Origin of the sequence: Moorena sp. SIO4E2, from assembly GCF_010671945.1 — a bacterium.
In the GTDB taxonomy this organism is placed as follows: domain Bacteria; phylum Cyanobacteriota; class Cyanobacteriia; order Cyanobacteriales; family Coleofasciculaceae; genus Moorena; species Moorena producens.
Window position 1 is genome coordinate 1 of record NZ_JAAHIE010000083.1, and the last position, 20873, is coordinate 20873.

Genomic DNA, 20873 nt, shown 5'->3' on the forward strand with positions numbered 1-20873 from the left:
TGAGTCAGTTCTTGAACTAACTGATGTACGGTTTTTTTCGATAACTCAGCCCAACGGTTTTGTGCTCCCACTCCCACACTAGTCACTAAGCTCACCCAAAGGCGCTTTGGGATAGGAATAGGACAACTAGTAGTAATGAAGCGTCGAGGTAACTGGGATTTAACATCGAGGAGTAATTTACGCAATCGGTCTGGGTTGTAATCAGGAAGCCAATTGACCAACAACGGCATTTGATAATGGTGTTCGTGCAACACTCTCGCCCCCCAAGCAGAAAGCTTGAGTACCGCTGGACCACTTAAACCCCAGTGGGTAATTAGCAATGGTCCCGTTTGTTCCTTCAAAGTTTTACCAGCATCGGGTAATTTGAGGCAGACCTGTTTAACACTCACCCCAGCTAAATCCTGTAAACGAGAGTCTGGGATATTAAAGGTGAATAGAGAAGGAACCGGGGTTTCGATGGTATGACCTAAGGCTTTTGCCCAACGGTAGCCTAGGGGATTGCTACCAGTAGCAATCAAAACGCGATCGCATTTTATAGTCTCACCATTCCTCAACCCAATTTCAAATCCTCCTGGGGTCTGGTGTGGGGTGTCAGGAGTCGGGTGTTGGGAAGATTGCCGAGAGATCCACTTAACGGGATTACTAGTGCGAATCGTCACCCCTGCCCTCTTAGCCACTTGTAAGAGACAATCAACAATAGTTTCAGAACTATCAGTAATCGGAAACATCCTGCCATCCGTCTCAGTTTTCAGCTCAACACCGTGAGCCCCAAACCAAGCAATGGTATCCTTCGGTTGAAAGCGAGTGTAAGCTCCTCGCAATGCTTTGCTTCCCCTCGGGTAAGCTTGCACCAACTGGGCTGGGTCAAAGCAAGCATGAGTAACATTACAGCGTCCACCACCAGAGATGCGCACCTTCGATAATGGATGGCGTGAGGCTTCTAGCAGAGTGACATTGGTATGGGGATGAGTCGTTGCACAGGTAATTGCCCCAAAAAAACCAGCGGCTCCACCACCAATGACTACGACATTGAGATTTTGTGAATTATCCAAGGGAATCGGGAATCGGGAATCGGGAATCGGGAATCGGGAATCGGGAATCGGGAATTGGAAACAGGGAAAAAATCTGGTTTACCTTATTACTATCAGAACCGATAATTACCCTTAATCAAAATCTCCCCATCTCCCCATCTCCCCATTTCCCCATACTTCCATCTCTTTACCTTTTGCCTTCAAATCCTAGGATCGTCCTGGCAAATAGTACTTAAAGTCCCTTGAGCCTTGATAGTCAGTGACATTAGCCAATTCTTCTAGAGTTTGGACACCAGGGAGTAATTCGCCATTAATTTGCCAAGTAGGATAGGATTGAATTCCAGCAGCGATACAGGCTTCTGTCTGAGCATTTTTGCCATCACGAGCACACTCTATATAATCTATTTGAGAGAATGCCTGTTTTCCAAACAGTTGCTTCTGCTCATAGCAGTGTGGACACCAGTAAGCTCCGTATTTCTTAGCACCAACCTCAGTCAAATGACGCGCCAGATCAATTTCTGATTGACCAGAGGTTGTGGTAACTTTCCAGCCACCAATAGCTGCGTTTGGCGCACCAGAGGCTGTGGGAATTGGACCACCATTGTCTGCTGATGTGGCCACGGATTCTCCAACATTAGCATAAACTCCTAAGGTACCCACCAAGGTGATCATGCCCACGATCATACCGATAAAGAAAATTTGACCAATATCTTCCCAACTGCGACCCACAAGGGTTAGGACTAGCAGGCTAATGGCAAATAATGCTGAACTGATGCAGTATAGACATACTGCTTGGATCTCAAACGCTAGCAAGTACATCAAGTAGCTACTGAAAACTGTCATAGCTGCTGCACCTGCCAACAGCAATAACCAAGTCCAATTTTCTAGTTTTGAGCGAAGTCCCTTCTTTGGGTCTCCCTTGACTAACAACGGAGCCAAGGCAAATGTAGCCATACTGGTGTATGCCAGGAAGCCAAACAAGGTTAGTGGCTGACCAAATATACTAGCATAAGGGCTGGAAAGGACATCATTACAGCTAGAAGCATTACCTGCACCCGCGCTGCAAACTGCAGTACCACCTGTCAGTTTAACCACAGTCAGATAAGCAGTTAACAGGGCACCCACGACAGCGATCGCAGCAATCAGCTGACGGGACCAACGATAAATCCAGGGGGCAGAACGCCTGCGACTCACACTCATAATCTAGATTAATGAGGAATAGGGGTTGCTTGAAAGTTCTAACTACTACGTTATCAAGTCAAACAACCAATAGACAGAAACCAAGGTGAGATACTGTTGATGCTCAACCTTGAACCTACCCTAGGGGAACGCCAAGGGCCAACAACATTTTTTAATTTAGAATGTAGAATTTAGAATTTAGAATTCTACATTCTGCATTCTACATTCTGCATTCTGACAGACAACCTACCCTAAGGGAACGCCTAGGGCGAACAACCTTCAACCTTCAACCGGCCAACCTTCAACCGGCCAACCTTCAACCGGCCAACCTTCAACCGGCCAACCTTCAACCGGCCAACCTTCAACCGGCCAACCTTCAACCTTCAACGGTCAAACAATTGGTTTTTGTTCTTGTTTAGCAGACACACTACTGCGTACTGCTTCCACAAATTGACTGACCCGAATCGGGTCAATAGGTTGATCAATTTGTCCACGACGCTTGAGGGAACTAGAAACAATTACCCCATCAGCATATTGCATCAGGGTGGAAATATTTTCCCAATTAGCGCCACTGCCAATAAACACTGGTTTGCCCTTAGCCGCCGCCGAGGCTAACACCAGGTCTTGGGGATTAGTAGGAGTACCGGTTCCCCAGCCAGATAGAATCACACCATCAGCTAACCCCCGCTCTATAGTTTCTTGTACAGCTATGGTGATATTCGGTGATTCCAAAGGTTGTCCATGTTTAACTAAAACATCAGCAAGAATCTTAACATCACTACCTAGTGCCCGACGGTAGCGCAAGAGTGTATGAGCCTGTCCCTCAATTAAGCCCTGATCTGTTGCCATAATCCCAGTCAGAACATTAACGCGGATAAATTTAGCCCCTACACAAGTAGCAATTGCCAAAGCACTATGAGCATCATTGCGTAAAATATTGATCCCTATTGGTATGGGAACCAGGTTCATCAGTCGCTGGACTATGATCGTCATGGTACTGACTACTGCTGGATCGACCTGGTTTTTGGTAAATGGGGCGTCGAAAAAATTCTCAACAATCACCCCATCCACTCCACCAGAGCCTAAGGCGGTGACCTCTTGCTCGGCTCGGTCAATCACAGCTTGCAGGCTACCGCCCCAGCGCGGGGAAGTAGGGAGTGGCAGCAAATGCACAACTCCTATGATTGGATTCGGTGTCTGGAAAATTTGCTCTAAGTTCACAATCCTGGGATGTTTGGAAGCCCCATCTCATCAGGGAGCGGGGAGGAAAAGGTACAGATAGAGCGGACCAGCGCCCCCTGTAGAAAACTTGGGAATTGAGAGTAGGGTCGGATGCCGTTTCTGGCATCGGTCTACCACTGGCATTAATGGTGCGGTGCGACAAGGCGCGAGGTTCAACGCCCACACCGAACGCGCACCAAGAGAAAAGCTATGGTGCTTACTCTTTTGATCAAACCTGGGATTTAGTTCGACCGGTTGCTAAAACCAGTCGCTCAAACCAATTGTATCGGTCAGTGCTATCCCCAAAGCAAGCACCAAAATTCCTGAAGACCATTTCTAGTGGTGCTAGGTTAACAGCGGTGCGACAGCGATGCAGCGAGGTAGCGCGGTCTTGGGGGGAACCCCCACTCGCGCTTTGCATCAAGACAAGGCGCGAGGTTCCCTCGCCAAGGGAACGCGCACCAAGAGAGAGGTTAGCCGTAAAACTACTGCATCTGTTTTTGATGCGTACTTATTCTAGGTCAAAGGTAAAATAGGATTATATATATTACCAGTAGATTGTACCGATACTTTTTAGCTACCAAAGTCTACCAAGATAGACCCTAGCCCGCCAATGCAAGATGCTTTCACATCCAGGGGGTATCTCCGCGCTTCTCTGACGGAATATCCCGCGAGCGCCATAAAAATTCCAAAAAATTTGGTTCCACCGTAGGTCGAGAGCGCAACTATTAAACCCTTGGTTTTCGGCTTTAATTTAAGTTACATAATAATCCCTGTCGGTGTTACCCTAATTCAAGTCTAACAAATAATAAGAGTTTTTGGTAGACTCTGCAACATTTTCTCTAGCTGTTTACTAACCTTTGTCCTGTCAACTTTGAGCTTTCCGACCGCAATTGCTTAACAGCCGAGATCAGCACTACTCGATTTAATAACTGTAGTAGCGCTCCCCCGCTCCCCCATAGAGGAATATTACCAACGGGGGTCTGTTGGAGTCACGATCCCGACGATGGCATGATTGGCTGTGGGGAATATTTTTAGATTTCCTAATATTTTTTTGAATATTTTAATAAAATTTAATTTACAATTAGTGTATAGGTTTTGATAGTGAAATCAACATGGAACATCAGTACTAGTAAATTAGGAGAGCAGATTAGGAGTTGAGCACATCACTGACACACCAAACTCAATCACACCAAGCTCAATCACACCAAGCTCAATCACACTAAGCTCAATCACACCAAGCTCAATCACACCAAGCTCAATCACACCAAGCTCAATCAATGGTGTAAGGTTCTGCTAAAGGGCAGTAGGTTATGTGACTAAGCTGTAGTACAATATAAGATGATGAATGAATGGGCAAAAAGCCAACTGTAGCAATATCTCACTTGGGCTGCGAGAAAAATCGCATTGATACCGAACATATGCTGGGTCTGCTGGTTCAGGCAGGATACCAGGTTGATGCCAATGAAGAATTAGCTGACTATGTTATTGTAAATACCTGTAGTTTTATAGAAGAAGCGCGGCGAGAATCAGTCCGGACGCTGGTAGAACTGGCGGAAGCTAATCAAAAAATTGTGATCACCGGCTGTATGGCTCAACACTTCCAAAGCCAACTACTGGAAGAGTTGCCTGAGGCAGTGGCAGTGGTGGGAACCGGGGACTACCATAAAATAGTAGATGTAATCCAAAGAGTAGAAACAGGCGATCGCGTTCAAGAGGTTTCTACTGAACCAAGCTACATTGCTGACGAAACAACGCCACGCTACCGAACAACTTCTGAAGGGGTTGCTTACCTGCGGGTGGCAGAAGGGTGTGATTACCGCTGTTCCTTCTGTATCATTCCGCACCTCCGGGGAAAGCAGCGATCGCGTACCATAGAATCCATTGTTGCGGAAGCCGAGCAGTTGGCATCTCAAGGGGTTCAAGAGCTGATTTTAATTTCGCAAATCACCACCAACTATGGTTTAGACATATACAGTGAACCAAAACTGGCAGAACTGTTGAGAGCATTAGGTGAAGTAGACATCCCCTGGATTCGGATCCACTACGCCTATCCCACCGGTTTAACCCCATCCGTCATTAAAGCCATTCAGGAAACTCATAATGTTCTTCCTTATCTCGATTTGCCTCTACAGCACTCCCATCCAGAAATCCTCCGCTCCATGAACCGTCCTTGGCAGGGACGAGTAAATGACGCTATCATCAAGCAACTCAAAACTGCACTTCCTGATGCAGTGTTGCGAACCACCTTTATTGTCGGGTTTCCCGGCGAGACAGAGCAGCACTTTGAACACTTGCTGGAATTTGTCCAGCATCATGAATGTGACCATGTTGGAGTGTTTACCTTTTCTGCGGAGGAGGGAACAGCAGCATACAAATTGCCTAATCAGTTGCCCCAAGGGGTGATGGATGCCAGACGGGATGCCCTGATGGCAGTTCAGCAACCGATTTCCTTAAAAAAAAATCAAAACTGTCTGGGCAAGATAGTTGATGTTCTCATAGAACAAGAAAATCCCTTAACGGGTGAATTAATTGGTCGTAGTGCCAGGTTTGCTCCTGAGGTGGATGGATTGGTCTACGTTCAAGGTGATGCCTCTTTAGGAACCATAGTATCAGTAGAAATTACTGATAGTGATGTCTACGACTTGTATGGTTCTGTAGTACTACCTCCTTAAAAAAGCTACAGGCTTTAACTAGGGGCTGGAATTAAACACTCCACCACTAGGGGAAGTAATCTGGTCAATCCTGAACCAGACCTGATCCAAGGTCTTTTAGATTATGGAGCTGTAGACAAGGTGTCTAGCCTTGTGAAAAGCCGGTGTCTGTCGCCCATAGTTCTGTCGCCCATAGTAATGGCAGACTAAACGGCAGACTAAACGGCACAGTAAACGGCACACTTAAAAGACCTGCTTAGGGGGTAAAAACTAGCTGAGCGGTGCATCAATTCAGCTTTGAGGGTCAAATTTGGGATGATTTACCCCACCCGAATCCAACGGGCAATACCTAGCTAGCGATGCAGAGGTGCGACCCGTGGCGAATTTAATTCGCCAAGGTCAAACGCACCATTACGGTCTTGGGGAGGCAGCGCGGTCTTGGGGGTTCCCCCCATGAGCGACTGCCGTGGTTTCCCCCACTCGCTATTGCATCAAGACAAGGAGCCACCCTCAACCTGACAAGCGATGCAGAGGTGCGACCCGTGGCGAATTTAATTCGCCAACGGAAAGCGCACCATTACGGTCTTGGGGGTTTCCCCCACTCGCTATTGCATCAAGACACTGTGTCTAGGGCATTAACCATTGCGTCTGTAAGACGTGTTCTTGTGGGATGAACCTACTCTCAAGCTTTTAGGCACACTAAATAGGTCGCAACAGACCCCAGCTGATGGTGACAGCCATGCAGAGGTGCGACCCGTGGCGAATTTAATTCGCCAAGGTCAAACGCACCATTACCGACCTGAGGGGGGTTAACCCAAAGCGCGACTGCATCAAGACAAGGTGCAACGCGCGGAGTTGATGCCTATCAACACCAAATGGGTGGAAACTAAACCGCTTTCTACTCATGTAATCTCATCATAGGTGTCTCAAGGCAAAAGCCATGGTGAGTCAAACTTGATGGCTCACTGTCTTTATAGCCATGACAATGTTTCCTGACACGTTCAACTACTAACTTAACTTTCTGACTTACCAGAAAAAAAACCACAACTAACCAACGAAAAATCGAAAAATAACTTATGACCGTTTCTTTCCAAAGCCTGGGATTGTCTGAATCTTGTGTAAGCCAACTCGAAAAAATCGGCTTCACTACACCTACTACTATCCAAGCCCAAGCTATTCCTGAACTGCTCAATGGCCATGATGTACTCGGTATGTCTCAAACCGGTACTGGCAAAACAGCAGCGTTTTCCCTACCAATGCTAGATCGCATTGACTTGGACAAGCGAACCGTACAAGCCTTAATTCTAACCCCAACCCGAGAGTTAGCCCAGCAAGTTAACCAAGCGATTCGGGACTTCAGTGAGGACCGTCGATTGCATATACTAACCGTCTGCGGTGGTCAGTCCATTGAGCGGCAAATTCGGATGCTGTACAAAGGCGCTCAGATTGTGGTAGGAACTCCCGGACGGGTGATTGACTTGCTAGACCGGGGAGACCTTAAGCTGGAAAACCTGAGCTGGGTGGTACTTGATGAAGCCGATGAAATGTTAAGCATGGGCTTTATCGATGATGTTAAGAAAATCCTGCAACAGACTCCCGAAGATCGTCAGACTACTTGCTTCTCAGCAACTATGCCCCGGCCAATTCAGGACCTAGTCAGCAAGTTCCTGAAATCCCCGGTCACTGTTAAAGTTCAGCAATCGAAAGCAGCACCAGCGCGCATTGAACAGCGAGTTTACATGGTACCCCGTGGCTGCTCAAAAATCAGGGCTCTCCATCCGATTCTGGAACTGGAAGACCCAGAAGCTTCAATCATTTTTGTGCGGACACGAAAAGCTGCTGCTGAACTAACGAACCAATTACAAGCGGCTGGTCACAGTGTAGATGAGTACCACGGTGATTTGAGTCAGAGTCAGCGGGAGCGGTTATTATATCGGTTCCGGAAAAATCAAGTGCGTTGGGTAGTAGCAACCGATATTGCTGCTCGTGGTCTAGATGTGGATCATCTCACCCACGTGATCAATTTTGACCTGCCAGATCAAGTCGAAAGCTACATTCACCGCATTGGTCGTACCGGTCGTGCTGGTAAGACAGGAACAGCAATTACCCTGATTCAACCTTTTGAACGCCGTAAACTCTACCAGATTGAGCGCAAGGTGCGGCAACGGTTGGAAGTTACCCGGATTCCGACCCGCTCACAAATTGAGACCCGGCGCTTAGAAAGACTGCAGGCAGAGTTACGGGAAGCTTTATCAGGGGAACGGATGGCTTCTTTCTTGCCAGTTGTACGGGAGTTGGAAGAAGAATATGATGCTCATGCGATCGCAGCGGCAGCATTGCAATTGTTCTATGACAAAACTCAACCCCCCATTAGTGACGATCTCGAAGAACGAATGGTGGAACGTCCCAAACTGCGGCTTAACACAGATAAACGCCATCGCACAGAAAAACCCAGAAAGCCTGTGATTCAGAATCAGTCAAGATAAGATAGACAAAGATGAAGTGTAAAGGATGAAGGCGTATTGGATGAAGTAGCAAAATATACCAGTTGCTGAGTAAGCAATAAAAATCAATGGAAGGGTTGACATCTCATAACCTTCATGCTTCATGCTTCATGCTTCATACTTCACACTTCACACTTGATACTTCACCCTTAATACTTCCCTAACCAAACGTGGCTTCAAGTCTGTCTGTTTCTGATTCGTCTACTGTGAGTGGTGGCATTTCTACTTCACTCAACTGGCCTGGCTTAGTTGAGGCTTACCGTCCTTATTTGCCAGTCACTGACTCCACACCAGTGGTAACCTTACTCGAAGGTAATACTCCCCTAATTCCTGTGCCCACTATTGCCAAAATTATTGGCAGAGGAGTAAAGGTACTGGTGAAATATGACGGTCTCAATCCTACCGGTAGTTTTAAAGACCGGGGAATGACCATGGCGATTTCAAAAGCTAAGGAAGCAGGAGACCAGGCGGTAATCTGTGCTAGTACCGGAAATACCTCGGCATCAGCAGCAGCCTACGCTAGTCGGGGGGGAATGCGGGCATTTGTGATTGTTCCTGATGGTTATGTGGCTCTGGGGAAATTAGCCCAAGCGTTGGTATATGGAGCAACAGTAATAGCGATTAAGGGAAATTTTGATGACTGCTTGAAAATTGTCCGGAAAATGGCATCAAAGTATCCCGTGACCTTGGTCAATTCCGTCAATCCTTATCGCTTAGAAGGTCAAAAGACAGCTGCGTTTGAAATAGTGGACAACTTAGGTGATGCTCCTGATTGGCTGTGCATACCAGTGGGGAATGCTGGCAATATTTGTGCCTACTGGATGGGATTTTGCGAGTACCATGAACACGGGAAATGCGATCGCTTACCCCAAATGATGGGATTTCAAGCATCTGGAGCATCTCCGATTGTCGCTGGCAAAGTCCTAGAGCATCCCGAAACCATTGCAACCGCAATTCGGGTGGGCAACCCAGCTAGCTGGGAAAAAGCGATCGCAGCCCAAGAAGCTAGTAAAGGGGCATTTAATAGCGTTACCGATCAAGAAATTTTAGATGCCTATCGGTTATTGGCATCCCAAGAAGGAATTTTTTGTGAACCAGCGAGCGCTACATCAGTAGCTGGTTTGTTGAAAGTAAAAGACCAGGTACCCACAGGAGCAACCGTGGTTTGTGTACTGACAGGTAATGGTCTCAAAGATCCAGATACTGCAATCGAACACAGCAACAACCCATTGACAGAAGGGATTGAGCCGACAACTGCTGCTGTGGCAGAGGTGATCGGGTTAAAGCCAACAGAGGGTTAGGGATGGGTCGTAACTTCGGTGGTTAGGTTGAACGCGATCGCTTGGCCTATTGGCCAAGGTTATTTGGTTGAAGGTTATTTGGTTGAAGGTTAACCGGTTGTTAGGTTAGTTGTTAGGTTAAAGGTTATTTGCTTGTTCGCCTTTGGCGTTCGGTGTAGGGTAGATTAACCGGTTGGTTGAACGCGACGCGCGTGCCTATTGGCCAAGGTTTAGCGCCCACATCTACCAATTTACCTGGTGCTGGATATTTCAGACCTAAGTAGATTCTTGAGCAACGGTCATAGAGGACTTGCCTTAGGAGTAGGATGCTCACTGCTAGCATAACACCTAGTAAAATCCATTTCAGCCAAAATATCATTAGACTAAATTGAACACGGAAACAGCAACTGCATCCCTACTCCCTACTCCCTACTCCCTACTCCCTACTCCCTATAACCCAGGACTAAAGTCCCTGATCCAATTGAGAGCTGCTATATAAATTGGGATAATCTAAGAGTCGAGTTCTCTCAAACCCAATTGGTAGTTGATTTAATCGACTTAATTCCTGATCAATGTGATTAATGAAGTACTTCATTTCTCTAGGATTACCATGGATATCTTGACCTGTGACCAAGTAGCTATTTACCTCATTCTTTAGAGATGCATAGTTCAGGTATAACTGTTTGTTATTGACAATACTGTCCTCATACCGGAATAATCCAGGAAGATTTCCAAACATAATAGCTGATGCTGAAACCACTACGAAGATATTAATCACATAAGGGTGAGTACTATTCCAACCTGCTCGAATAATAAAGAGTAAACAAATTCCTGCTACAATCGCTGTACCATAGGTCATTAACTTAGACATATAGTAATTGTTGTAGAAGAATGTCATCATTTTAAAATGTCTTTGGTCTCGCGCTTGGATTTCTTGGATTTGGTCACTAATTCTTTCTTGTTCAAGGGGAGCAGCCTCAGCGATGGTCTCAGTATAGGCAACTGGTGCTCTTGGGGGTAACAACCACTTTTGGGTTTGGTAGTTACCTAAGGAATAGAGAAAGATTACTCCTACAGTAATCAGTAAAACCAATACAGAAGTTAAGGCGATATGTCCAATCAGTGGCTTAGACCAAAATTTTGGCTGAGTTAAGCCTATTTTATTAGTTTCCTGATTCTCCGTTTTGACAACGGTTTCAATGGTTTCATGATTATGAGTTGTTGTCGAATTTCCTTTCTCGATGTCGATAGCTGAAGATTTATTAAACTCTAACATTAGCTTGACCTCCAAGGGGCGGACATTTGGTTTTTTATTGGGATTCGTTTTTTGATTCGGATATGGATTTAGCACCATCAACTTTAAAAGGGTATTCAATCACTACTCGTTTGTCAATTTAAGGCAAAGGCATAATGGTAATTAACAATTAACAATTAACAATTAACTAATTACTAATCACTAATCACTAATCATTAATCACTAACGTAGAGGAAGCCGACCTGCCAAATTCTTCTGGGGCATAGTTGAGGTGTGCTTGGGCAGGGGGCCATAAATAGGTTCCTGGTGTAACTGAGCGCACCAGATAATGTAAATTATAGACACCAGCCTCCAATCGATCGGCATAAGCCACAATGCGATCGCGATGAATTTTCTGATAATCTATTTGCCAGCTATCCTGTTGAGCTTGGAAGTAAGGAGTAGCAGTTTGGAAACTAGTATCCACTGCTTCCAACCCAGCTGGTAAGAGATCTTCGATCACCACATGATCCACTGGATGATCGGTAATCACCTCCACGCCAATATCAAACACTTGTCCGGCTGGTACTGTTAATGGGTCTTTGAGAGCATACAGTCCAATCTTTCGCAACACCTTTTCCTGATTAGCGGGACGTATGGTCTTGTTTACTCGTAATCCATTAAACCGACCGGGTTGATTGCCTTGTAAGCGATAACGATAGCTGGTTAAGTAGTGTAGAGTCCCTGAACCAGATTTTTTGACAATCAGGTCATGGCGACCTCGGGGTAAGTTATCCATGGTAACCTGAATCGATTGACTAGGTTTCTTATACCCCTGGAACTGGGCTGAGCCAAGTTTTTTCCCTGCTAGTTGCACCGTTGCTCCAAAGCTGGGGGGTGTAGGCTGTAATCGACTATAGTCTACTAAGGCACTCAAGGCTTGGGCATTATCGTAGCTAGTTTGCCAAGTGCCATCTCGCCGTAACTCTAATAACCCTTGTAATAGTTTACTGCGAACCTCGGCTGAACTGTTTTGGGCAATAAATAGACGCAAGGCTTGAGCTTGTGCAGTAGTAGACGAATCCAGCCAACGCCAGCTTTGGGGTAAATTTATCCGAGCTGAACGCCCAGTTTGATAGATGCTTTCCTGAAACTGATTAACTAGAGTTTGGGCTTGGCTCCGCCACTGACGAAACTGTAATAAGTAACGCGCTAATTTAATCTGAGTGACCCGGTCGAAGTTACTGCTTTGTTCATAAAGGTATCCTAGGAAGTCACTGCGGGTTTGACCGAGTTCTGCTAATCCCATCAGTGCTTCTAATCGCACCTTACTCTTACACACTACGCTCTTGCAATAATCATACTGACCAGGATTGGCCAATATTTTCTGCAAGTAGTTCTGGAGACGGCTCACCATCCCGGAATCTACTGATAATCCTGCTGCTTTAGCCCGAGCTAGAGCAGTAGCAGCATAGGGAGAGACGAAGGGGTCTGAGGATTTTTGTCCGGGCCATCTGGCAAAGCCACCATCTGGTCGCTGGAGTTTCTGTAACTGTTTGATAGCCTCAGTGCCTTGTTGGCTAGGGTTAAACTCAGCAAAGGTCTGACCATATTGTTTGCCGAGTATTTCCAAATTGGATGCGATCGCTAATTTACTTGCTACCGGTTCTAAGAAGGGTAAGTCTTCGTTACCCAAGACTTGCTTAGCCGGAGCAGTAATTTCAGGAATCAGAGTACTAGCCAGGGAAATCTCTAACCCTCCGCTGTCAGGTACCACGTTACTAGCTATATTCACTGGGATTTTTACTTGATTCCTGGTTACTCCCGATTCCACCACTTGCTCAGTAATGTCAACGGGTTTGACAGCTAAAGGCACTTCAAACCCATCTTGATTACCATTGAGCTTAGTCGTAAACTTGACTTTAGCTTTACCCAAGTTATTGGCTACCATCGGAAAACGATAACCACTGGTTCCGGTCTTGGCTGAGGTTTTTTGATTCAGCGTAGGCCCTTTACCACCATCAAACTGAACCCCACCGGTCAGTTGTGCATTAATCTGTAAATCTCCCGTTTTCCCAGTATTATTAATTAGCGCTATCCCAGCTTTAAAGCGATCGCCTGGACGAGCAAATTGAGGTAATACTGGATTAGCCATCAGCCGCTTGGTGGTGATAAAGGTAGCCTGGCCATTACCAAAGTGTAGGTTGCCATCCGTTGCTACTGCCATCACCCGCCAAGTGGTTAAATTATCTGGTAGTTTAAAGGTTACCTTTGCTTTACCATTGGCATCTGTTACCAGTGAACCATTGTAGTAGGCTAAGGGTTTGAATTCCGTGCGAATCCGAGTACTAGCTGCGCCAGAAGACTCTCCTCCACCATAGCCCCAGCCTTTGTCCATCATTCGCGTCGCTAGCTTTTCTAGCACCACCTTAGGACGGTTATCACTGAAGCGAGTGGAAATATCTTGCTGAGCATACACGGTCTCTACTAAATCCGGTACTTGGTAGCCACTCAGTTGCAAGATGGCTTCATTGACAACCATCACGGTAAACTGTCCCTTTACTGGTTTACCCTTAGAATTTTGCAATGATAATTCCACTGTTTGCTTAGCACCAGGTTCAATGGACTTAGACTGCAATGTCTCTGTTACCTTGAGATAGTTATCATCCAAGCTGGTATTAAAGGGAGCAAAACCAATCCGCACCAGATTTTCTACACTCCCTGGCTCCACTTGGGATAGGGGTTTGCCTTGGCGCACTACTACTGCTTCTACTGCTGCATTAGGTACCATCTCGGGAGTGACTTTGAACTTAATCTCTGGCGCACCCCCTTTAACTTTGACTACTTTGCGATAGAGAGTATTGTTCCGAACTACTGAAAAATACAATTCCCCTTCAGGATAGGGAGATTGAATCAAGGCTGTAGCTGTTTCCCCCGGCTTATAGCTATCCTTGTCTAGTTTGATATCCAGACGAGAGTTATCATAGCGAGACCCCCAGTACACTGAGTTTCCACCGGTTGCCCAAATTTGTAAGTCTGTTGCTGCTAAGTCATTTTTAGCTTTAGCCAAATTAGCGCGAATTCGATAAGAACCGGATGAGGGGGGAGTGAGCTTGATGGATTTTGGACTACTACCGGAACGGACAGTTACCTCTTTAACGGTTTTGTATTCCACCTGATTCTTTTCTCGCTGACTCCCTGCCAACACCTGGGTAACACTGCTGTATTTCATTTCTTGCAGTTCCAGGCGTACTGATTGTCCTTTAATTAATTTACCGGTGGGGTCAGTAACAATCACTTCTACAGGGAATGGTTTTCCGGCATCCGCCACCCAATCCCCTTTTAATCCAATTAGTTTATCGCTAGGTAAAGCTGTAAATGTTTTAGAATCGGATACCGACAGATTCGAGACATCGGTAACTTGGGAATCTACCCGGTAAGTCATGGGATAGGGCAGGTCTTTCGTCACCGGAATAGTTAGACTACTTTCCCCAGACTCACTCAAGGTTTGATTAGTTTGGAGGACATCACTGGTAACTTGCGGTCTTTCCTGGGGCCAAAACCACTGCTGACCAAAGGAAAACTCTTCCCATCCTTCTGGAGTAAAGTAGACGGGGGTGCGGGTGACGTAATAAGCCACCTTGCCCCCATCTACATTTGAACCAAACCAATAATTTCCTTGGACATTAGCGTCCACCTTCTCGCCCATGTTAGCAAATTTTTGAGCAAGGGTTAGGTCAACTTTAAAGTTAGGAGGATTAAACTCAGCTACTCGGAAACCACCTGAAATTTCTCTGCCATTGCTTCCCCTGGCCTGGACGGTATAGAAACCTAGGGGTTGATTCTCTTTCAGGGGTAATTCTAGGGAAAAGGTACCAAATTCATTGGTTTTCTTAGTGCCTAAACCTGTCTTCTTACCATTGGGTTCTACCAGGGTGACCTGATAGGAGGCATTTTTGTCTTGGGTGAGGTTATCTTTTTCTAGATAATAGGCTGCTGCAGTGAACCAAGCCTTTTCTCCTGGTTGGTAAAGCTGTCTGTCTGAGAAAATAGTGCCTCGGGATTTTGGTTTGCCATTGTCCCAGTCTGAATAAATCCCGTAGCCATAATACCCACTATATTCATTGGTTCGAGTAAATGCCCAGTCTTTGCCTTCTTTAGCAATTACCAGTAATTGCGGACCTTTAGTGAAGCGCGTTGCCCCATTCATACATTGACGTAGAGCTTGGCTGTTTAGGGCGATGGTGCCAGTTCTGTCAGTTTTTGCGATCGCACAGGGTTTTGGTGAGCCTCGATAGGAAGCATTCAGCTCAGACTTATATATCTCTACCGTTGCTGCTGCTGGTGAGCCATCGGACAGATGATTCACTTGCACCAAACCGGAATCAGGGAACCATTGCGCAAACACTCCCAAATTGGTCAGCTGCACCATGCCATAAAAGGTTGGTTCCCACCACTTTTCGTTTCCATTGCCATCCTGATAGCGATTGGTTTTCGCTTGCACCCCATAGGCCAACATTCCCGTTGGACCTCCCAGTCGTTTCCTCAGGGAAACCGCGATATTAGTGGTTTTATTTTTCTTTCCCGCTACCCGGAAACGTTCCCATTGAGTTGGCTTCGGTAATAAATCATTGCTCTTGCCACTCGGATAAGCGGAATCTTTATAGACCAAGTCAGTAGGTTGAACAATGCGATAAGCGGCTTTATACTCCGGTTGCGGTAAATTGACTGTAGAAATATTCAACTGTAGGGACTCGGAATTGCTTTTTAGGGTAGAGGGAAAGATATGCAAATCCGAGGGAGCCCAGATATCCCCTGCTAAATCCCCTGTTTCGTACTTAAAGGTTATTGGTTCACCCAAGGTTTGCCCAAATTGGTCAGTGAGATTAGCACCGAGAGTAACGGTATAGGTAGTTTCTGGTTCTAATGCCCAAGGATTAAGGTTAACGAATCGATTGCCATCATAAGCTTGCACCAATTTGGGAGCTTCCTTGGGAGCAGGCTCAACCGTAATATTCTCCATGGCGGAAGAGGCTAGCAAAGGATTATTAAATTCCAACTGAGCTGCCCCGTTCACAAACCGTCCATAAGCGCCTCCCGCCTCTGGCTGTCCGTAAAATGTGGTTTCCTGATAGGTCAAGGGGTCAAAGGTTTTGACTTGACTAACGAAAGGGGTTTCGGTCGCGATATTGCCGCGAGCGGGACGCACACCAGGGGCAAAGGCTAATTTGTAATCGGTAGCTTTAGTTAGGGGTTGCTTAGGGGTGATCGTATAAATCCATGGCCGCAAGGAGGGGTTAAATTCCTGAGCGGGTTGCCTATACTCTGAGGAAACATCCTCTTGTTCTTTAAGGGCTACATCTAGCTTGACACTCTGAGTCTGACCTTTTGGTGTCATGGTCAAGTGCTCGTTTACTGAAGCGAGATCCAATTGAGTATTGGAGGTAAACTCTAACTTAGGCTCCAGGGCAATCGGTTGTGGTTCGGCTTCTGGATTCCTCTGAGTTGCTGGCAGATTGGTTAACTGGATCGGGGCAGTATTGAAGGTCCAGGCTAAGTCTTGTTCTAGACTATGATTGTTTAGGTCAGTTAATCCAGCTTTGAGGGTAACTTGGACACGAGTGGCTAGAGGCAGAGCTTGGTCAGCTTGGAATCCTACCATCCGTGGGGTTAAGAAACGAAATTGCCCAGGGATAGGGGGTATGATTTCAAATTTCTGTAATATTTCCCGCTGATTCGGACTTCCCAAGCGTTCAACGGGAATCAAGGGGTCTTTGAAGCGAATCCGAATTTGAGAGAGGGGCTCAGCTATGCCGATGGGACTAATTTGCTCAATCCACTCTGGGATTTGAGGCATCGGTAGGGGAGCTACTGCTGGTAAGGGTTCAAACCCTGAAGTTAGTTTAGCGCTATCACAGCTTATTATACCTAGGATGAGAGATAATCCCAGTAATAACCCTATGGCTGTTTTAATTACCCTACCCATGGCGTGCCTAGATTTTCCTCTTGCAGCTTCCACTATTGATTAAAGCTCAGATTTTTTAATTTGGCAGGATTGTGCTAAGTTTCCGTGACATACTCCCAACGCTAATTACTTCGCTATCGCTACGTAATATAGCCTGGGCTTCTCAACTTGCGAGAACTTGGTGCTTCATTGGTAATCCTACGATTCTTCCTCCACACCCAGCTTGACGACCGCTAGACCTTCAACGGCTGCAATACCTCTATTTACGATAATTTTGCCACTAGCCACATCGCGAGGCATGACGATCTGACATTCTGGACAACTATGTATTCTGACACTCAAGTCTTTAGGCACATCAGCCCCACATTCAGGACAAAGTTGACTACTGCCTTTAGCATCAACTTTTTGATAGTAAGTCCCAGTCTTGCGACAAACCCAATCCAAGATATTCAAGAATTGACCAGGCGCACTATCCAAGACGTGCTTGGCAAGCATACCTTTGCTCAATCCCAAAATGTTCAAATCTTCAGCAAAGAGCATTCCTGCCTGACGGCAAAGATGATGGCTAACTTTGTAGTGAAAATCTTTTCGCTGATTACCAATCTTTTCGTGCAGCAAAGATATTTTGTGTGTCAAAGCTTGATAAGATTTACTTCCTTTTTGTTTCTTACTCAATCTGCGTTGCAGCCATTTAAGCTTGCTTTGAGACTGAATGTAGAACCGAGGATTATCAATCAATTCACCTTGGCTGGTAGCGACAAAACTGGAAATCCCCCAATCAATACCCAAGGGTTCACCATGAGGCATCGGATCGGGGATAGATATGTCAGAATGCAAAATCAGTTGAGCATACCACCCCGAAGCTTTCATCAGGACTCGAACCTGCTTGATAACAAATCCTTTTGGAATAGCTCGATGCAGAACAATCGGCATCTTACCAATCTTAGGGAGTTTGATTTGCCACCCAGTAATCGGATTCGATTTGAACTGAGGGAATACAAACGAACGATAACGTCCAACCTTCTTGAAGCGTGGAAACCCAAACTGTCTCTGTTGTCTAATCTTAAATGCTCTATCAAGTCTCTTGAGAGCATCTTGAAGGACTTGAGAATGTACAGCCTGAAATTCACGAATGCTTTTCTTGGCGACTGTCAGTGCGTTCTGTTGTTTGTAGTAGTCAGGATATGGTTCGTCAGCAGAGATAATATATTCCTGCCTGAGACTACAAGCGTCAACTCTACACTTACGGCTATTGATCCAGTCTTTTCTTTGTCGTAGTGCGTAATTATAAACACGCCGACATTGTTCGAGCCAATCAAGCATCTTTGCTTCTTGGTCGATATCTGGATGAATGCGATATGTGTAAGTCATGCTTTCCATACAAATAGTCTAACAAATATTGCCGTCTTGTTAGACTATTTATCCGATTGCCAATTATCACCCCATCGAGGGTTTCAATTGGCTTGGCTTGTCCATGTATCCCAACGCCAAATCAAAGATTTCGCGCGCGGACTTATAGCCCGCCAAACCCCCCAAAAGTTAACTCGTCGGGGTAGTGCTGGTGTAGTAGGTTAGGGCTTTTTGGTGGGGTGCCTCCGGATCACATTAAGTAACTGTGAAACTCCCCAAAACCAAAAATACAATTACTTTGTTTACGGCAGTGACTCACAAGCGATACCATCTTTATCACGGTCTAGCCGGTGGGGGTCGCCGGGAAAGGCATCAAGCACCTGTTGGGCTTCAGCTTGAGTACTGAAATCTGAACAATTGCAATCTGAATTCACGCAATTGGGCAATTCAGGTTGTACAGGAGACGAGATAGGTGTTGTGTTACTAACCATCTTGGCAAAACGAACCTCAGATAAGCCAATCAGACTTGTCGGTCCATAGTTGGAGACAACATCGATTCTGGCAAACTGAGCTTCCACATTAGGAAAAGAGAAGATAGTAGCCGGAATATTGGTTGCAGGTCCTTTAGGCAGAGTTAGGGTTGAAGATTCAAAAACTGGATCACTAAAATCTGAATTGTTAGAGAGAACTAAGATAAAGTCTTTGATGCCCCGATTAGTTGCCGTTGTATTGAAAGCATTGTAATTCCAGAGGGCTAGTGTATTGAATAGGACTGGGCTGCCAAAGTCAAAGTCAAAGTTGACATCAGCTGCGGTTGCACAATGATTTAGCTTAGCTGAGAGAAAGTTAGCTGAATTTCCTCCAGCTACGTGGAGTTGATCCAGTTCCGTGCCGCTACCAGTCAGTCCATTGCCATTGAAAATGTTAGCTACAGCTCCAAAATTAGGTGTGAACGAGCCATTATTTAGGTTAACAAAAGCAGTTGGATGTAGGATTTCAACCTGAGAACCAGGGCTGGAGATGTTAGAATCTGTTTGGGCTAGGGCTATATCGGGGTAACTAGTCAGTGATGCTACTATCGAAAGCATCAACAGAACTGTCATCACAAAAGCTTGAAAGCTTCTCAGGAAAATTTGTTTCACTATTCTATGGTTGAGATTACTTTAATGACTTTACGTGAATTTGTCTAATTTTTCAAGCCCCTTACATAATTCAATTGTAGTATTTTGTCACACAAAAACCGCCAGGAAATTACCAGAATTTTTTTTAGTATAAATCATCATTGTTTCCTTTGCGGTAGTTGTCTGATTCATCGGGATTGAACTAGAGGGGAAAACTAAGGTTGGCAGCAAATATCCCCTCTTTTAGACGTTTTTTATGGTTTAAGTCCCGATATTCCCAAACTAATCAATTCCCAAAATAATCCCCAAAAAAACATCAATCCCTCTCCCTATCCCTGACATCCGTTAAGCCATCCGTTGCCAACAGTACCTTATTTCGAGTGCTCGGAGTAATCTTCAGAAGATTCAGGGTTCAGCTCCCAGCGGAGGTGATCACGAACCTCTAACTTGTCTCGAGTTTGCACAGCTTCACCATCAACTGAAGAAATCCCCATGGACTCCAGCAAGTCTTCAGTTACATTTTGGTCAGGAGTGGGCGTTTGTCCTCCAACTGCTTCTTCCCCCACTACTTCAGCCTGATACCAATTATCATAAATATCGCCACCGGTCACATTGCCACCGGATAGTTTGCTAATTCTCAACTTCTCCAAGGTGCGTCCCATCCCAGTGTCACGGTCAACCACACCCTCAAAAATCCGGTCAGGGTCTTCTATTCCAGTCAGGTCTGCTAACAAGACTTCTTCAGTATTACGGTTGTGAGTATACCCTTCCTCTCGGTTGACCATTTCATAAGAGTTGACTACATCGTTGTTCTTGTAATCTTTCATAATCGTTACTCCTGATTAGTGTCATTGTTTGATTCATTAAAATTCTCCTTATAATTAAATTATACTGCTAAAATAATTAAAATTCACAAGCACTCTCCCCATCACCATCACTCCCTTCACCCCAGCATTATCAGGAATATAACGCTATGCTATCAGTTAGCAAAACTATGAAACATTACTCAATAAATTGTAAACTTATCGCTGCTTAGCCCTTAGCTACAATGGTGGCCACCTAGAAATCATGGCTGCTTCCCCTGAACATTAACGTTTTAAAAACGTGATGGATCGCTTTGTTTAAAGCTTAGCTTAAGCATTGAAAATTAGGAGTTTTTTTTAGGTTAAAATCCCTTTATAAGTCCCGAAATTATTGTTGATAAACCTGATTTATGTTATTAATAACAAGGTTGTTGATGGTTAAAGGTTAACCGTTTGACTGTTATTGGATATAGCTAATGAAATTAGTGTCGAATTACCAGTTAGGTAAATTAGGCGATCGCTCTTTTTTAA

Annotated in this window: 15 protein-coding genes and 1 pseudogene; 7 read left to right on the forward strand and 9 right to left on the reverse strand. The window is 45.4% G+C overall.

The features are described from left to right. Positions 1–1052, reverse strand: a 1052-nt coding sequence (locus F6K37_RS11940) for an aminoacetone oxidase family FAD-binding enzyme (RefSeq protein WP_287250359.1), incomplete at its 3' end; no start/stop codon positions are given. On the opposite strand from F6K37_RS11940, the gene F6K37_RS11945 reads away from it, so the two are divergent. Then, positions 1040–1267: a hypothetical protein gene (locus F6K37_RS11945; RefSeq protein ID WP_071986764.1), complete on the forward strand. Its 228-nt coding sequence runs from the start codon at positions 1040–1042 to the stop codon at positions 1265–1267. The genes F6K37_RS11940 and F6K37_RS11945 overlap by 13 nt on opposite strands. Here the strand turns inward: F6K37_RS11945 and F6K37_RS11950 are convergent. Then, positions 1239–2231 (reverse strand): vitamin K epoxide reductase family protein, encoded by a 993-nt coding sequence (locus F6K37_RS11950; RefSeq protein WP_008177610.1) that lies wholly within the window; start codon positions 2229–2231, stop codon positions 1239–1241. The two genes, F6K37_RS11945 and F6K37_RS11950, sit on opposite strands and share 29 nt — an antisense overlap. Before the next feature lie 369 nt (positions 2232–2600). Further along, positions 2601–3431, reverse strand: a complete 831-nt coding sequence (gene btpA / locus F6K37_RS11955) for a photosystem I biogenesis protein BtpA (protein WP_008177609.1) — start codon at positions 3429–3431, stop codon at positions 2601–2603. Positions 3432–3526: 95 nt separating this feature from the next. Here btpA and F6K37_RS11960 point away from each other — a divergent pair, with 95 nt between their 5' ends. The 6 genes and pseudogenes from F6K37_RS11960 to thrC all read left to right on the forward strand — a co-directional run bounded on the left by F6K37_RS11960 (position 3527) and on the right by thrC (position 9890). Beyond that, the gene (locus F6K37_RS11960) at positions 3527–3967 is read left to right on the forward strand and encodes a hypothetical protein (protein ID WP_131827034.1); all 441 of its coding nucleotides are present in this window, start codon (positions 3527–3529) and stop codon (positions 3965–3967) included. A 688-nt stretch (positions 3968–4655) separates the two neighbouring features. Beyond that, positions 4656–4754 (forward strand): annotated as a pseudogene (locus F6K37_RS44640) (hypothetical protein); the annotation flags it as partial. A 29-nt stretch (positions 4755–4783) separates the two neighbouring features. Continuing rightward, on the forward strand, positions 4784–6106 hold the full coding sequence (gene rimO, locus F6K37_RS11970) for a 30S ribosomal protein S12 methylthiotransferase RimO (protein WP_008177602.1): 1323 nt from the start codon (positions 4784–4786) through the stop codon (positions 6104–6106). 521 nt (positions 6107–6627) lie between these two features. Further along, the gene (locus F6K37_RS11975; RefSeq protein ID WP_287250366.1) at positions 6628–6759 is read left to right on the forward strand and encodes a hypothetical protein; all 132 of its coding nucleotides are present in this window, start codon (positions 6628–6630) and stop codon (positions 6757–6759) included. A 402-nt stretch (positions 6760–7161) separates the two neighbouring features. After that, positions 7162–8571, forward strand: a complete 1410-nt coding sequence (locus tag F6K37_RS11980) for a DEAD/DEAH box helicase (protein WP_287250368.1) — start codon at positions 7162–7164, stop codon at positions 8569–8571. Between the two features lie 200 nt (positions 8572–8771). Then, positions 8772–9890, forward strand: a complete 1119-nt coding sequence (gene thrC, locus F6K37_RS11985) for a threonine synthase (RefSeq protein ID WP_438941752.1) — start codon at positions 8772–8774, stop codon at positions 9888–9890. Positions 9891–10014: 124 nt separating this feature from the next. Here the strand turns inward: thrC and F6K37_RS11990 are convergent, their stop codons facing one another. The 6 genes from F6K37_RS11990 to F6K37_RS12015 all read right to left on the reverse strand — a co-directional run bounded on the left by F6K37_RS11990 (position 10015) and on the right by F6K37_RS12015 (position 20366). Continuing rightward, complete coding sequence (locus F6K37_RS11990) at positions 10015–10248, reverse strand: hypothetical protein (protein WP_143764178.1); 234 nt, start codon at positions 10246–10248, stop codon at positions 10015–10017. A gap of 84 nt (positions 10249–10332) precedes the next feature. Further along, positions 10333–11145 carry a hypothetical protein gene (locus F6K37_RS11995; RefSeq protein WP_131827032.1) on the reverse strand — a complete coding sequence of 271 codons (813 nt, stop codon included), beginning with the start codon at positions 11143–11145 and terminating at the stop codon, positions 10333–10335. A 187-nt stretch (positions 11146–11332) separates the two neighbouring features. After that, positions 11333–17089 carry an alpha-2-macroglobulin family protein gene (locus F6K37_RS12000; RefSeq protein ID WP_287250380.1) on the reverse strand — a complete coding sequence of 1919 codons (5757 nt, stop codon included), beginning with the start codon at positions 17087–17089 and terminating at the stop codon, positions 11333–11335. 177 nt (positions 17090–17266) lie between these two features. Next, positions 17267–18439 carry an RNA-guided endonuclease InsQ/TnpB family protein gene (locus F6K37_RS12005; RefSeq protein WP_287250372.1) on the reverse strand — a complete coding sequence of 391 codons (1173 nt, stop codon included), beginning with the start codon at positions 18437–18439 and terminating at the stop codon, positions 17267–17269. A 281-nt stretch (positions 18440–18720) separates the two neighbouring features. Beyond that, positions 18721–19560 (reverse strand): excalibur calcium-binding domain-containing protein, encoded by an 840-nt coding sequence (locus F6K37_RS12010; RefSeq protein ID WP_287250374.1) that lies wholly within the window; start codon positions 19558–19560, stop codon positions 18721–18723. Positions 19561–19910: 350 nt separating this feature from the next. Further along, complete coding sequence (locus F6K37_RS12015) at positions 19911–20366, reverse strand: DUF6335 family protein (RefSeq protein ID WP_287250376.1); 456 nt, start codon at positions 20364–20366, stop codon at positions 19911–19913. Between the last annotated feature and the right edge of the window lie 507 nt (positions 20367–20873).

Bases quoted from the DNA above. Each gene is read 5' to 3' on its own strand.
- F6K37_RS11950 (WP_008177610.1), bottom strand. From the start codon at position 2,231: ATGAGTGTGAGTCGCAGGCGTTCTGCCCCCTGGATTTATCGTTGGTCC.
- rimO (WP_008177602.1), top strand. From the start codon at position 4,784: ATGGGCAAAAAGCCAACTGTAGCAATATCTCACTTGGGCTGCGAGAAA.
- F6K37_RS11980 (WP_287250368.1), top strand. From the start codon at position 7,162: ATGACCGTTTCTTTCCAAAGCCTGGGATTGTCTGAATCTTGTGTAAGC.
- F6K37_RS11990 (WP_143764178.1), bottom strand. From the start codon at position 10,248: ATGATATTTTGGCTGAAATGGATTTTACTAGGTGTTATGCTAGCAGTG.
- F6K37_RS11995 (WP_131827032.1), bottom strand. From the start codon at position 11,145: ATGTTAGAGTTTAATAAATCTTCAGCTATCGACATCGAGAAAGGAAAT.
- F6K37_RS12000 (WP_287250380.1), bottom strand. From the start codon at position 17,089: ATGGGTAGGGTAATTAAAACAGCCATAGGGTTATTACTGGGATTATCT.
- F6K37_RS12005 (WP_287250372.1), bottom strand. From the start codon at position 18,439: ATGACTTACACATATCGCATTCATCCAGATATCGACCAAGAAGCAAAG.
- F6K37_RS12015 (WP_287250376.1), bottom strand. From the start codon at position 20,366: ATGAAAGATTACAAGAACAACGATGTAGTCAACTCTTATGAAATGGTC.